The 13,636-nt window shown below is 71.6% G+C and carries 11 protein-coding genes and 1 pseudogene; all 12 read right to left on the bottom strand.

Features of this window, described 5'->3' with window-relative positions; translation table 11 throughout:
• Entirely contained in the window at positions 1 to 1,353 is a 1,353-nt protein-coding gene (nuoH, locus tag ACQPZO_RS02055) for an NADH-quinone oxidoreductase subunit NuoH (protein ID WP_396671544.1), read from the bottom strand.
• On the bottom strand, positions 1,350 to 3,860 hold the full coding sequence (locus tag ACQPZO_RS02050) for an NADH-quinone oxidoreductase subunit G (RefSeq protein WP_433346510.1): 2,511 nt from the start codon (positions 3,858 to 3,860) through the stop codon (positions 1,350 to 1,352). Before ACQPZO_RS02050 ends, nuoH begins: the two co-directional genes overlap by 4 nt.
• The gene (gene nuoF / locus ACQPZO_RS02045; protein ID WP_433346508.1) at positions 3,860 to 5,176 is read right to left on the bottom strand and encodes an NADH-quinone oxidoreductase subunit NuoF; all 1,317 of its coding nucleotides are present in this window, start codon (positions 5,174 to 5,176) and stop codon (positions 3,860 to 3,862) included. Before nuoF ends, ACQPZO_RS02050 begins: the two co-directional genes overlap by 1 nt.
• 116 nt (positions 5,177 to 5,292) lie before the next feature.
• Positions 5,293 to 6,312, bottom strand: a pseudogene (gene nuoE, locus ACQPZO_RS02040) (NADH-quinone oxidoreductase subunit NuoE); the annotation flags it as partial.
• The gene (locus tag ACQPZO_RS02035; RefSeq protein WP_396671548.1) at positions 6,309 to 7,634 is read right to left on the bottom strand and encodes an NADH-quinone oxidoreductase subunit D; all 1,326 of its coding nucleotides are present in this window, start codon (positions 7,632 to 7,634) and stop codon (positions 6,309 to 6,311) included. The pseudogene nuoE and the gene ACQPZO_RS02035, both read right to left, overlap by 4 nt.
• Complete coding sequence (locus tag ACQPZO_RS02030; protein WP_433346506.1) at positions 7,631 to 8,368, bottom strand: NADH-quinone oxidoreductase subunit C; 738 nt, start codon at positions 8,366 to 8,368, stop codon at positions 7,631 to 7,633. Before ACQPZO_RS02030 ends, ACQPZO_RS02035 begins: the two co-directional genes overlap by 4 nt.
• Before the next feature lie 55 nt (positions 8,369 to 8,423).
• Positions 8,424 to 9,101, bottom strand: coding sequence for a NuoB/complex I 20 kDa subunit family protein (locus ACQPZO_RS02025; protein WP_433346504.1), 678 nt, complete (start codon positions 9,099 to 9,101; stop codon positions 8,424 to 8,426).
• A gap of 12 nt (positions 9,102 to 9,113) precedes the next feature.
• Positions 9,114 to 9,479, bottom strand: a complete 366-nt coding sequence (locus ACQPZO_RS02020; protein ID WP_043961418.1) for an NADH-quinone oxidoreductase subunit A — start codon at positions 9,477 to 9,479, stop codon at positions 9,114 to 9,116.
• A 179-nt stretch (positions 9,480 to 9,658) separates the two neighbouring features.
• Positions 9,659 to 10,936, bottom strand: coding sequence for a geranylgeranyl reductase family protein (locus tag ACQPZO_RS02015; protein ID WP_433346502.1), 1,278 nt, complete (start codon positions 10,934 to 10,936; stop codon positions 9,659 to 9,661).
• A 133-nt stretch (positions 10,937 to 11,069) separates the two neighbouring features.
• Positions 11,070 to 11,294, bottom strand: coding sequence for a hypothetical protein (locus ACQPZO_RS02010; RefSeq protein WP_405114511.1), 225 nt, complete (start codon positions 11,292 to 11,294; stop codon positions 11,070 to 11,072).
• Between the two features lie 68 nt (positions 11,295 to 11,362).
• The gene (locus ACQPZO_RS02005; protein WP_433350723.1) at positions 11,363 to 12,010 is read right to left on the bottom strand and encodes a demethylmenaquinone methyltransferase; all 648 of its coding nucleotides are present in this window, start codon (positions 12,008 to 12,010) and stop codon (positions 11,363 to 11,365) included.
• Positions 12,011 to 12,203: 193 nt separating this feature from the next.
• Complete coding sequence (locus ACQPZO_RS02000) at positions 12,204 to 13,436, bottom strand: LPXTG cell wall anchor domain-containing protein (protein WP_433346500.1); 1,233 nt, start codon at positions 13,434 to 13,436, stop codon at positions 12,204 to 12,206.
• Positions 13,437 to 13,636 lie beyond the last annotated feature (200 nt).

Below are 13,636 nucleotides of genomic sequence, written 5' to 3'. Positions count from 1 at the left end.
TCACACCTCCCTGGAGTCCGAGCCGGCGGCGACGTTGGCCGGCTCCCGCTCGGCGACCACACGCTTGGTGCGCGGGCTCGGTGGCACTTGCAGGTCCATCGGTGGCAGCGGGAAGCTGCCGTGCGGACGGCTGTTGGCCTGCTCCTGGAGCGACGGCTTCGGCTTCGGCTTGCGGCTCGGCCAGAGCAACGTCGCCAGCAGCAGCACGCCCGCGCCGATCGCGGTGGCGAGCAGCCGGTCCCTGGTCTGCCAGTCCTCGATCGACCGCAGGCCGGCCAGGACCAGGATCCAGACCAGGTTGATCGGCAGCAGCACCTTCCAGCCAAAGCGCATGAACTGGTCGTACCGGAGCCGGGGCAGGGTGCCGCGGAGCCAGACGAACACGAAGACCAGGGCGATCACCTTGCCGAAGAACCACAGCATCGGCCACCAACCGGAGTTGGCGCCCTCCCACAGGGTGATCGGCCACGGGGCCCGCCAGCCGCCGAGGAACAGCGTCGTGGTGACCGCGGACATGGTCACCATCGCGACGTACTCGCTGAGCATGAAGAGCGCGAACTTCAGCGAGCTGTACTCGGTCATGTAACCGGCGACCAGCTCCGACTCGGCCTCGGGGAGGTCGAACGGCGCCCGGTTGGTCTCACCGACGGTGGAGATGAAGAAGATGATGAAGCTCGGCAGCAGCAGGATCGCGTACCAGCCGGGGGCCGGGACCTCGGTGCCGAAGATGGTCAGCTGGGTGGCGTCCCCCTGGGCGGCGACGATCCCGCTGGTGGACATCGTGCCGGCGGTCATGAACACCGCCACGATGCTCAGCCCCATGGCGACCTCGTAGGAGATCATCTGGGCGGTGGAGCGCAGGCCGCCGAGCAGCGGGTACGTCGAGCCGGAGGCCCAACCGCCGAGCACGATGCCGTAGATGCCCATCGACGAGCAGGCCAGCAGCACCAGCACCGCCACCGGCACGTCGGTGACCTGGAGCGGCGTGTGGTGGCCGAAGATGCTCACCATCGGGCCGAACGGCACCACCGACAGGGCGGTGACCGCGCAGACCACCGAGATGGTCGGCGCGAAGAAGAAGACGACCTTGTCCGCCGCCTTCGGGAGGATGTCCTCCTTGAAGGCCATCTTCAGGCCGTCGGCCAGGGTCTGGAGCAGGCCGAACGGGCCGGCCTGGTTGGGTCCGGGCCGCACCGCCATCCGGCCGACGACCCGCCGTTCGAACCAGACACCGAGCAGCGTGGCCAGCACGGCGACGACGAAGGCGAAGACGACCTTGATCAGGACCAGCCACCACGGGTCCTTGCCGAAGTCGGCCAGCGTCGGGTCCTGGGCCAGGTAGACCGCGTTCACTGGGAAACACCCCCGGTGTTGAGGAGCGGACCCGGGTGGCCGGCCGCGTCCGCGGCGACCGCCGGGGTGGCCTGCTCCGTGGCGGCGACCGCCGCGGAGATCCGTACCACCGTGCCGGACGTCGCGCCGAGGCCGCGCCGCACGGTGGAGCCGGGTGAGTTGGTCGGCAGCCAGACGACGCCGTCGGGCATCTCGGTGATCGCCGCCGGCAGGGTGATCGCCCCGCGGTCGGTGCCCACCGTGACCGGGTCACCGTCGGCGACGCCGAGCGCCTCCGCGGTGCCCTTGCCCACCCGCGCCACCGGCGGGCGGGCGGTGCCGCTCAGGTGCTCGTCACCGTCGGTGAGGCTGCCCAGGTCGATGAGCTGGTGCCAGGTGGACAGGACGGCCTCGCCGGCGCCGGGCTGCGGCACCGGGGCCGGCTCCACCGACGGCGCGGACGGCCGGTCGGCCCGGGTCGGCGACAGGCTGCCCAGCTCCCGCCGGACGCTGAGCACGTCGCCCGTGCCGATCTGCACGTCGAGCAGCGCGGCGAGCGCGTCCAACACCCGGCCGTCGGTCATCGCGGCGGTGTGCAGCACCGCGTCGAAGGGACGCAGCCGGCCCTCCCAGTCCAGGAAGCTGCCGGCCTTCTCGACCACCGGGGCCACCGGCAGGACCACGTCGGCCCGGCGGGCCACCGCGCTGTTGCGCAGCTCCAGGCTGACCAGGAACGGCACCGCGTCGAGGGCCTGCTCGGCCAACCGGGGGTCGGCCAGGTCGGCCGGGTCGACCCCGGCCACCACCAGCGCGCCGAGCTGGCCGTTCGCGGCGGCGGCGATGATGCCGTCGGTGTCCCGGCCGGCCTGGCTGGGGATCACCCCGGCCGCGATGTCCCACGCCTCGCCCAGTTCGGCCCGGGCCGCCGGCTCGGTGACCGGACGGCCGCCGGGAAGCAGGTTGGGCAGGCAGCCCGCGTCGACCGCGCCCCGGTCGCCCGCGCGCCGCGGCACCCAGGCCAGCTTCGCGCCGGTACGCCGGGCGACGTCCGCCGCCGCCGACAGGCCGCCGGGCACCTCGCCCAGCCGCTCGCCGACGATCAGGATCGCGCCCGGGGCGCTGAGCGCCTCGGCCACCGTCGCGTGCTCGGCGAGGACGCTCGCCTCCTCGCCCGGCACCACCCGGGCCAGCTTGGCCCCGAGCTTCTCCAGGCCGCGGGTGGCGAACGGCGCGAGGGCGTACACCGTGAGCTTCTTCTTCAGGTACGCCTTGCGCAGCCGCAGGAAGAGGATCGGGCACTCCTCCTCCGGCTCCAGGCCGACCAGCACCACGGCGGGCGCGTTCTCCACGTCCGCGTAGGTGACGTCGGTGCGCCCGGCGACCGTGCTGGCCAGGAAGTCGGACTCCTCGCGGGAGACCGGCCGGGCCCGGAAGTCGATGTCGTTGGTGTTCAGCGCGACCCGGGCGAACTTCGCGTACGCGTACGCGTCCTCGACGGTCAGCCGGCCGCCGGTCAGCACCGCCGTGCCGTGGCCGCCGTCCCGGGCGGCCCGCAGCCCTTCGGCGGCGACGGTCAGCGCCTCGCTCCACGACGCCTCGCGCAGCTCACCGGTCTCGGAGTCGCGGACCCGCGGGGTGGTGAGCCGGTCGAAGGCGCGGGCGTACTGGAAGCCCCAGCGCCCCTTGTCGCAGTTCCACTCCTCGTTGACCTGCGGGTCGTCGCCGGCCAACCGGCGGGTCACCTTGCCGCGCCGCCAGTCGGTGCGCTGGGCGCAGCCGGCCGAGCAGTGCTCGCACACGCTCGGGCTGGAGACCAGGTCGAACGGGCGGGCCCGGAAGCGGTACTGCGCGCCGGTCAGCGCGCCCACCGGGCAGATCTGCACGGTGTTGCCGGAGAAGTACGAGTTGAACGGGACGTCGCCCGCGTCGCCCTCCTCGCCGTACGCCTCGTCCCGGTAGATGTTGATTTCCTCGGCGGACGACCGGCCCATCAGGTCGATGAACTTGTCGCCGGCGATCTCGTCGGAGAACCGGGTGCACCGCTGGCAGAGCACACAGCGCTCGCGGTCGAGCAGCACCTGGGTGCTGATCGCCATCGGCTTCTCGTACTCCCGCTTGTGCTCGTGGAACCGGGAGTCCGTGCGGCCGGTGGACATCGCCTGGTTCTGCAGCGGGCACTCGCCGCCCTTGTCGCACATCGGGCAGTCGAGCGGGTGGTTGAGCAGCAACAGCTCCATGACCCCCTCCTGCGCCTTCTTGGCGACGCCGGAGGTGAGCTGGGTGCGGACCACCATGCCCTCGGCGACGGTCTGGGTGCAGGAGGCCACCGGCTTGCGCTGGCCCTCCACCTCGACCAGGCACTGCCGGCAGGCGCCGGCCGGGGCCAGCAGCGGGTGGTCGCAGAAGCGCGGGATCTCGGTGCCCAACTGCTCGGCGACCCGGATCAGCAGCGCGCCCTTGGGCGCGGTGACCTCGATGCCGTCGATCGTGAGGGTGACGGTCTCGGTCTGCTTGGCTACGTCGGTCATTAGTGCGCTCCCACCAGCTGCTTGTCCGACAGCTTCGGCGCGGTACGTCCCTCGATGTAGTCGAGGTAGTCCTGCTTGAAGTACTTCAGCGACGAGGTCACCGAGCTGGTCGCACCGTCACCCAGGCCGCAGAACGAGCGGCCGAGGATGTTGTCGCAGGTGTCCAGCAGGGTGTCCAGGTCCTCGTGGGTGCCCTGGCCGGCGAGGATCCGCCGGTAGACCCGGACCATCCAGTAGTTGCCCTCGCGGCACGGGGTGCACTTGCCGCACGACTCGTGGTGGTAGAACTCCAGCCACCGGTACGTCGCGTACACCGGGCAGTCCTGGTCGGAGAAGATCTGGGTGGCCGTGGTGCCCAGGATCGAGCCGGCCGCCGCCACCCCCTCGAAGTCCAGCGGCACGTCCAGGTGCTCGGCGGCGAGCAGCGGGGTGGACGAGCCGCCCGGGGTCCAGAACCGCAGGTTGTGCCCCGGCTGCATGCCGCCGGCCAGCTCCAGCAGCTCGCGCAGCGTGACGCCCATCGTGCACTCGTACTGGCCCGGGTTGGCGATCCGACCGGAGAGCGAGTAGATCATCGGCCCGGCGGACTTCTCCGTGCCCATGGTCTTCCACCAGTCGGCCCCGCCGAGCACGATGTACGGCACGCTGGCGATGGTGCCGACGTTGTTGACCACCGTGGGGCTGGCGTACAGGCCGTGGGTCGCCGGGAACGGCGGGCGCAGTCGGGGCTGGCCCCGGAAGCCCTCCAGCGAGTCCAGCAGCGCCGTCTCCTCGCCGCAGATGTACGCCCCGGCACCCGAGTGCACCACCAGCTCCAGGTCGAACCCGGAGCCGAGGATGTTCCTACCGAGGTAGCCCTTGGCGTACGCCTCCCGCACGGCGTTGCGCAGCCGGCGGGCGGCGTGCACCGCCTCGCCGCGGATGTAGATGTAGGCCCGGCTGGCCCGGATCGCGTACGAGCCGATGATCACGCCCTCGACCAGCGAGTGCGGGTCGTGCGTCATCAGCGGCAGGTCCTTGCAGGTGCCCGGCTCGCCCTCGTCGGCGTTCACCACCAGGTAGTGCGGCTTGCCGTCGCCCTGCGGGATGAACCCCCACTTCAGGCCGGTCGGGAAGCCCGCGCCGCCGCGACCGCGCAGCCCGGAGTCCTTGACGAGCTGGATCAGGTCGTCCGGGTGGGCCTTGAGCGCCTTGCGCAGGGCGGCGTAGCCGTCCAGCCTCTCGTACGTGCCGATCCGCCAGGCGTCCGGCGACAGCCAGCGCTTGGTGAGCACGGGGGTGAGCTTGGCCAGGGTCTCCGGCCGAGGAGTGGTCACTTCTTGGTTCCCCCTTCGCTCGCGACTGCGCGGTTCTCAGCCCACGACTGCGGGCCTCGCTCCGCTCGCTCCTCGCGCAGGCGATTGGGGCTCGCAAGCTCACTCCTCGCACCCGCGGATGCCGCCGCTTCCTTGAGTGAGCGCTCCTGCGCGCCGGCCTCGTCGCCGGCGGGCTTGCCGTCACCGGCCGGCGTGTTCGCGGCGACGCCGGCGGCCTCGGCCTCCCGCGCGTCGCGCGGTGCCGGGGGCGTCGGGTCGGCCGGAACCTTGGTGCCGGGCGCGTCCGGCACGGCGGTCCGGGCGTCCGGCTGCCGGGTCTCCGCGGCCCGCACCTCGGGCGACTTGGCGTCCGGCGCCTTCACGTCGGGAGCGGTGCTGCCGGTCGCCGTGGTGGCGGGGGCCGGCTTCGCCTGCTCCGCGGCCTTCGCCCTCGCCGCGGCGGCGTCCGCCTCCGCCTTGCTGCGGATCGGCGTGTTCGGGTCGTAGCCCGGCACCGAGATGCCGTGCTGCTCGGCCAGCCGCAGGCCGCGCAGGGTGGGCTCGCCCGGGCCGCCGTCGGCGACCGCGCCCTCGCGCTCGTCGGCGAAGCCGGCGAGCTGCACCGCCATCTCCTTCAGCGTGCAGAGCCGCGCGCCCCGGGTCGGCATCGGCCGGCCGCCGGAACGCAGCTCCTCGACCACCCCGAGGGCGGTCTGCGGGTCGACGCCGTCGAAGAAGTCGTAGTTGACGGTCATCACCGGGCCGTAGTCGCAGGCCGCCAGGCACTCGGCGTGCTCCAGGGTGACCTTGCCGTCGGCGGTGGTCTCGTCGTGGCCGACGCCGAGGTGCTCGGCCAGGGTGTCGTAGACCTCCTGCCCGCCGAGCACGTTGCACATCGTGTTGGTGCAGACGCTGACCAGGTAGTCGCCGGTCGGCCTGCGCTTGTACATCGTGTAGAAGGTGGCCACCGCGCCGACCTGGGCCTTGTTCAGGCCGAGCACGTCGGCGCAGAACTCGACGCCGGCCGGGGAGACGTACCCCTCCTCCGACTGCACCAGGTGCAGCAGCGGCAGCAGCGCCGATCGGGACCGGTCGGCCGGGTACCGGGCGACGATCTCCCGCGCCCGCTCCCGCGTCTGGTCAGTGAAAACGGTCATCGGTCACAACCACCCATCACGGGGTCCAGCGAGGCGCCGCCGGCGATCACGTCGGCGATCAGGCCGCCCTCGGACATCGCCGGGAGGGCCTGGAGGTTGACGAAGCTCGGCTCCCGGTAGTGCACCCGGTACGGGCGGGTGCCACCGTCGGAGACGGCGTGCACGCCCAGCTCGCCGCGGGGCGACTCGATGCCGACGTACACCTGGCCCGGCGGGACCCGGAAGCCCTCGGTGACCAGCTTGAAGTGATGGATCAGCGACTCCATCGACTGGCCCATGATCTTCGCGACGTGCTCCAGCGAGTTACCCATGCCGTCGACGCCGATGGCGAGCTGCGCCGGCCAGGCGATCTTGCGGTCGGCGACCATCACCGGGCCCGGCTTCAACCGGTCCAGCGCCTGCTCGACGAGCTTGAGCGACTCCCGGATCTCGGCGAGCCGGACCAGGTAGCGGCCCCAGACGTCGCCGTCGGTGTGGGTCGGCACGTCGAACTCGTACGTCTCGTAGCCGCAGTACGGCATGGTCTTGCGCAGGTCCCAGGCGAGGCCGGCGGAGCGGAGCACCGGACCGGTGACGCCCAGCGCGAGGCAGCCGGTTGCGTCGAGCACCGCGACGTTCGTGGTGCGCTCGATCCAGATCGGCTGGCCGGAGAGGAGATCCTCGTACTCCTTGAGCCTCTTCGGCATCATCTTGAGGAACCTGTGGATCTTGACGATCGCCTCGTCCGGCACGTCCTGCGCCACGCCGCCCGGCCGGACGTACGCGTGGTTCATCCGCAGGCCGGTGATGCTCTCGAAGATGTCGAGGATGTACTCCCGCTCGCGGAAGCCGTACAGCATCATGTTGATCGCGCCCAGCTCCATGGCCGTGGTGGCCACCCAGACCAGGTGCGAGGCGATCCGGTTCAGCTCCATCATCAGGACCCGGATCGTGGTGGCCCGCTCGGTGATGTCGTCGGTGATGCCGAGCAGCTTCTCCACCGCGAGGCTGTACGCCGTCTCGTTGAACAGCGGCGCGAGGTAGTCCATCCGGGTCACGAAGGTCGTGCCCTGCACCCAGTTGCGGTATTCCAGGTTCTTCTCGATGCCGGTGTGCAGGTACCCGATGACCGACCGCGCCTCGCGGACGGTCTCGCCCTCCAACTCGAGGATCAGCCGGAGCACGCCGTGGGTGGACGGGTGCTGCGGGCCCATGTTCACGACGATCCGCTCGTCGTTGATCGGGTCCGTGCCGGAGACGATCTGGTCCCAGTCCCCACCGGTGACGGTGAAGACCCTGCCCTCGGTGGTCTCGCGCTCGGTCGCGTAGTTCGACGTCGTCACTGGTACGACCTCCGTCGGTCCGGCGGCGGGATCTCCGCGCCCTTGTACTCGACGGGGACGCCGCCGAGCGGATAGTCCTTGCGCTGGGGGTGTCCCTCCCAGTCGTCCGGCATGAGGATCCGGGTCAGGTTGGGGTGGCCGTCGAAGATGATGCCGAACATGTCGTACGCCTCCCGCTCCTGCCAGTCGGCGGTCGGGTAGACGCTGGTGACGCTCGGCAGGTGCGGTTCCTCGGCGGACACCGCGGCCTCCAGCCGTACCCGGCGGCGGTACGTCATCGAGGTGAGCTGGTAGACCACGTGCAGCCGGCGCTCGTGCGCACCGAGGTAGTCCACCCCGGACACCGAGGAGCACAGCTCGAAGCGCAGCGCGAGGTCGTCCCGCATCACCTGGCAGACCTCGGCGATCCGCTCCGGGCGGACGTGCAGGGTCAGCTCGCCCCGGTCGACCACGATCTTCTCGATCGCGTCGCCGAACGCCGGGTAGGCCTCCTCCAGCGCGTCGCGGACCTCGTCGAAGTAGCCCCCGTACGGCCGGGGGGCCTCCTCGACCGGCTGGCGCGGGCGGACCAGGCCACCGAAGCCGGAGACGTCGCCCGAGCCGTGGCTGCCGAACATGCCGCGCCCGGCCGGGCCGGCCGGCGGGTGCTCGGCGGGCGCGCCGCTGCTGGCTCCGGCCGGCGTCACCGGCACCGGCAGGCCGCCGGTGTTCGGCTTGTCGGAAGCTGCGCTCACCGTGCCTGCCCTCCGTTCGCGACTGCGGGGCTCCGCTCCGCTGCACTCCTCGCGCTCACTTGATGCCCCCGTGCGGGTGGAGGTGGTTCTGGGCGTTCATCCAGTTCTCGATCCGCAGCTGCTCCTCGCGCCCCTCGCGGACCGCCTTGGTCCACTCGGCGCGGCGGGCCTTGTCACTGCGGTACGACGACGGCATCGAGCCGTACGGGACGACCGGCAGGTCGCCGCGCTCCCGGCGGGCCTCCAGCATCTTGCGGCCGTTCGGGCCCAGCGGCTCGTGCATGACCTTCTCGCGGAGCTTGAGAATCGCGTCGATGAGCATCTCCGGCCGGGGCGGGCAGCCCGGGAGGTACATGTCGACGGGCACGATGTGGTCGACACCCTGCACGATGGCGTAGTTGTTGAACATGCCGCCGCTGCTGGCGCAGACGCCCATCGAGAGCACCCAGCGAGGCTCGGCCATCTGGTCGTAGATCTGGCGCAGGACCGGTGCCATCTTCTGGCTCACCCGGCCGGCCACGATCATCAGGTCCGCCTGTCGGGGCGAGGCGCGGAACACCTCCATGCCCCAGCGGCCCAGGTCGTAGTGCGGGCCGCCGGCGGCCATCATCTCGATGGCGCAGCAGGCCAGGCCGAAGGTGGCGCCCCAGAAGGACGTCTTCCGCGACCAGTTGACCAGCGACTCCACGGAGGTGAGCAGGATGCCGGCGGGAAGCTTCTCCTCGATACCCATCTGGTGTCTCCCTCAGTCCCAGTCCAGGCCGCCGCGCCGCCACACGTAGGCGTATGCGACGAAGACCGCGACGATGAACAGGACCATCTCCACGAAGCCGAAGATCGGCAGGGCGTCGAACGAGACCGCCCAGGGGTAGAGGAAGATGATCTCGATGTCGAAGACGATGAAGAGCATCGCCGTCAGGTAGAACTTGATCGGGAACCGGCCGCCCCCGACGGGCTGCGGGCTGGGCTCGATGCCGCACTCGTACGCCTCGAGTTTGGCTTTGTTGTACCGGCGCGGGCCGGCGAAGCGGGCGGCGGCCACGGAGAACAGCGAGAACGCCGCGGCGAGGGCGAACAGCCCGATGATGGGTGCGTAAGGCGAGAGCGTCATTGTGGTCTCCTGCTCGTCCTTCCCTGCCCTCGGCGATCGTTGGCCAAAATCACACTATTCACGTCCCTCACGACGGCTGTCGGCGGGGTCGATCCCTGTCCGGCCTGCGGTCCTCGTCGACCGTCCGGCCGGAGCCCCGCACTCGGCGGCGACCTGCGGGCTCACGCGCACTCCTCGTGCTACACGGCTGGCGCCGCCTTCGTCATCGCGTTGATGACCCGGTCCATCGCGTCCCCGCCGCGCGGGTCGGTCAGGTTGGCCAGCAGCTTGAGCACGAACCGCATCAGGGCTGGATGCGGCATGCCGTGCTTGGTGGCCATCCGCATGATCTCCGGACGGCCGATCAGCTTCACGAAGATCCCGCCGAGCCGGTAGTAGCCGCCGAACCGGGCCTTCAGCTCCTGCGGGTACGCCATCAGCGCCCGCTCCCGCTCGGCGCCGGCCGGCCGGGCGAGGGCCTGCACCGCGATCTCCGCGGCCAGCTCTCCGGACTCCATCGCGTACGCGATGCCCTCGCCGTTGAACGGGTTGACCATGCCGCCGGAGTCGCCGACCAGCATGACGCCGCGAGTGTAGTGCGGCACCCGGTTGAAGCCCATCGGCAGCGCCGCGCCGAGGATCGGCCCCTCGGCGTTCGACTCGTCGGTCATTCCCCAGTCCTCGGGGGTGTTGGCCAGCCAGTCGGTGAGCAGCCGCCGGTAGTTGGTCTTGCCGAAGGCGGTCGAGGAGTTGAGCACGCCGAGGCCGACGTTGACCCGCCCGTCGCCGAGACCGAAGATCCAGCCGTACCCGGGGAGCAGGTTGTCGCCGCTGGCCTTGCTGCGCAGCTCCAGCCACGACTCCAGGTAGTCGTCGTCGTGCTTGGCCGGCGAGCGGTAGTACCGCCGGACGGCCACCCCGATCGGCCGGTCCTCCCGCTTGGCCAGCCCGAGGGCGAGCGGGAATCGGCCGGAGACGCCGTCCGCGGCGACCACCAGCGGGGCGCGGAAGGTGGCGGGCTCCTTGTCCGGGCCGACCTCGGCCTCCACCCCGACCACCCGGTTGTCGGCGTCGAGCACCGGACCGATCACGTTGACGTTGGTGCGCAGCTTCGCCCCGGCCGAGACGGCGCGCTGGGCGAGCAGGTCGTCGAAGTCGAGCCGGGTGCGGACCAGGCCGTAGTTGGGGAAGCTGGCCAGGTCCGGCCAGTCCAACTCCAGGCGGACGCCACCGCCGATCACCCGCAGGCCCCGGTTGTGCAGCCAGCCCGCCTCGGGCGAGGTGTCCACGCCCATCCGGATGAGCTGCCGGACCGCGCGCGGGGTCAGCCCGTCGCCGCAGACCTTCTCCCGGGGGAACTCGGTCTTCTCCAGCACCAGCACCCGCACGCCGTGCTGCGCAAGGTGGTACGCCGTCGCCGAGCCACCAGGACCGGCGCCCACGACGATCACGTCGGCGTCGTTCTCCACCGCGGTCATCTGGGCCTCCTCCCGCGTGCTCGTGAAATCCTTCACAAGCCGGTCGGGTGGAGTCTATGACCGCCGTTACGCCCCTGCCGGGTTAGGTGGCCCTAACTTGCCGAGGTGGGAGCCGCCGGGATCCACAAAGGGGTCAAAGCGGCGCGGAGGTGGGCTCGTCCAGACCCGCATCGACCCGGATGGCCTCCGGCAGGTGGTCACGCAGGGCGCCGCCGGCCGCGCGGTCCAGGGCTGCCAGCACCTCCGCCACCACTTGACGCACGTCGGCCGGGTCGACCCCCGCCAACTCCCTGAGCTGGGCGACGAGTTCTGCGGCGTCCTCGCTCGGCGTCGCGCGCGCCGGCTCTGCTCCCGTCACGGAGCAAGCCTACCGGGCAAAGTGGACTAATTGCGCTAATTCGGGAAACGCGTCGCGGTCGGTACGAGTCAGTCGCGAACCGCGCGGTGCAGAGCGACCACGCCGCCGGTGAGGTTGCGCCAGGCCACCCGGCCCCAGCCGGCCGACCCGATCCGCGCCGCCAGGGCCGGCTGGTCCGGCCAGGCCCGGATCGACTCGGCGAGGTAGACGTACGCGTCCGGGTTGCTGGACACCGTGCGGGCCACCGCCGGCAGGGAGCGCATCAGGTACGACAGGTAGACCGTGCGGAACGCCGGGTTGACCGGGGTGCTGAACTCGCAGACCACCAGCCGGCCACCGGGCCGGGTGACCCGGGCCAGCTCACGCAGGGCCGCATCGGTGTCCGACACGTTGCGCAGCGCGAAGGAGATGGTCACCGCGTCGAAGCTGGCGTCCGCGAAGGGCAGCCGCAGCGCGTCCCCGGCCAGCAGCGGCACCGTGGGGCGGGACCGCTTGCCGGCGTGCAGCATGCCGAGAGAAAGGTCAGCGCCGACCGCGTACGCGCCGGACTGGGCCAGCTCCTCGGTCGAGACGCCGGTGCCCGCGCCGACGTCCAGCACCCGGTCGCCGGGGCCGAGCCCGAGAGCCGCCCGGGTGGCCCGCCGCCAGAACCGGTCCTGCCCGAAGGAGAGGACGGTGTTGGTCAGGTCGTAGCGGGCGGCCACGCCGTCGAACATCGCGGCGACCTCGTGCGGCTGCTTGTCCAGGCTGGCGCGCTGGCCCTGCGGGGTAAGGCTCACCCCTCCACTCTGCCAGCCGACACCCCACCCGCCGATGCCGGGGCGGCGGCGCACGGCGGAGGTACGCGGACGGGCGGGGTGGTCACCCACCCCGCCCGTCCCGGCGCGTCGCGTCAGTCGTTCCCGACGGTCAGGCGTTCGACCTCTCGTCCCCCGGGGTCACCAGCAGCACCCGGCGGCGGCGGGAGAGCACCAGCAGCGCCCCTCCGGCCAGCAGCACGGCGCCGCCGATGCCACCGATCAGCCCGGCCTGCACGCCGGTCACCGGAAGCCCGCCGCCGCCACCGCCGGTGCCCGGCGAGGTGGTCGCGCTCGGCTCGGCGGACGGGCCCGAGGTCGGGGTGCCGGTCGGCGTCGGGGTGGGGGTGGGGGTGGGCTGGGCGGACAGGTCCACGAAGACGTCGAAGACGGCCTGGTTGTCGACCTCGTCCGTCTCGGTGAAGGCGCGACGCTGGGCCGCCGAGGCGACCTGCGACTCCTCCTCGGGAGCGCCCTGTGCCTCGTCCAGCCCGTACGCGAAGAGTTCGCCGATGCGCAGCACCGGCTGGTCGGCGTCGTCGGCGACCTTCACCCGTACGTCGTCGGTGTAGTACTCGCCCGGCCGGATCACCGCGCCGGCGTCCTCGCAGAACGCCTGGGCCAGGCCGCCCATCTCCTGCTCGAAGCAGTTCTCGGGCAGCTTCGCGAAGCTGACCTTGGCCGGCAGCGTGATGGCGTAGAAGACGCCGGTCGCCCGGCGGCTGCCGTCGTTGAAGATCGCCCAGTCCAGCGGGGCGGTCGCGCCGCGCGGAATCGGCTTCAGGTCCGGCTCGTTGCTCTGCGCGCCGTCGACCACGACGTTGGCGTACCCGTCCTGCACCCAGGAGGTGAGGTCGTAGCCGGGGCGGGTGACGGCGATGTCGACGGTCTCGCTGTTGTCGTCCGTGTTCGGGTCGGCGGTCGACGAGGCGACCGTCACCTTCAGCGCGCCGCCCTTGCCCCGGCCGCCGGTGCTGAACAGCGGGATGCCGAAGTCCTCGCTGGTGCCGCCGGCCAGGTCGCCGAGCAGGCAGGTGAAGGCGGTGCCGGAGACGTCGCAGCCGTCGGGCTTGACGAAGCCGACCCGCTTGGTCAGGCCCTTGGTCTCCACGGTGACCCGGACGTCGCGGGCCGCGACCGAGCTGCGGGTGTTGTCGACGGTGAACTTGAACGGCTTGGCCTTGGCCGCCTCGACGCCCTTGGCCAGGTTCTGGCTGAGCGGGATCAGCGCCAGGTCGGCCTGGTCTGCCGCCTGGGCCGGGGCCGCCACGGTGGCCAGGCCTCCGGCGGCCAGCAGCGCCACGGCGCCGACACGGGCCAGGGCCGAACGGTGGAACGAGGTCATTGATCCCCCGGGGTTAGGGAAGAAGGAGCTTTTTTGCGGAACCGAGCGGACGTTATCCGAGGTAGATCGATTGCGCCAGGAGCCGGCACGGCAATTCATCCGTCCGGCCCCACCCGTCAAGACGGTGGGGGCGGGATGGTCGACCATCCCGCCCCCACCGCCGTGCTCTATGTGAACGGCCCGCACGGGCCGATGGAGGA

The sequence above is a fragment of the Micromonospora sp. CA-111912 genome (assembly GCF_050948415.1).
GTDB lineage: Bacteria > Actinomycetota > Actinomycetes > Mycobacteriales > Micromonosporaceae > Micromonospora.
The sequence above is the reverse complement of the archived record's forward strand: the minus strand, read 5'-3'. Positions and strand labels throughout refer to the sequence as shown.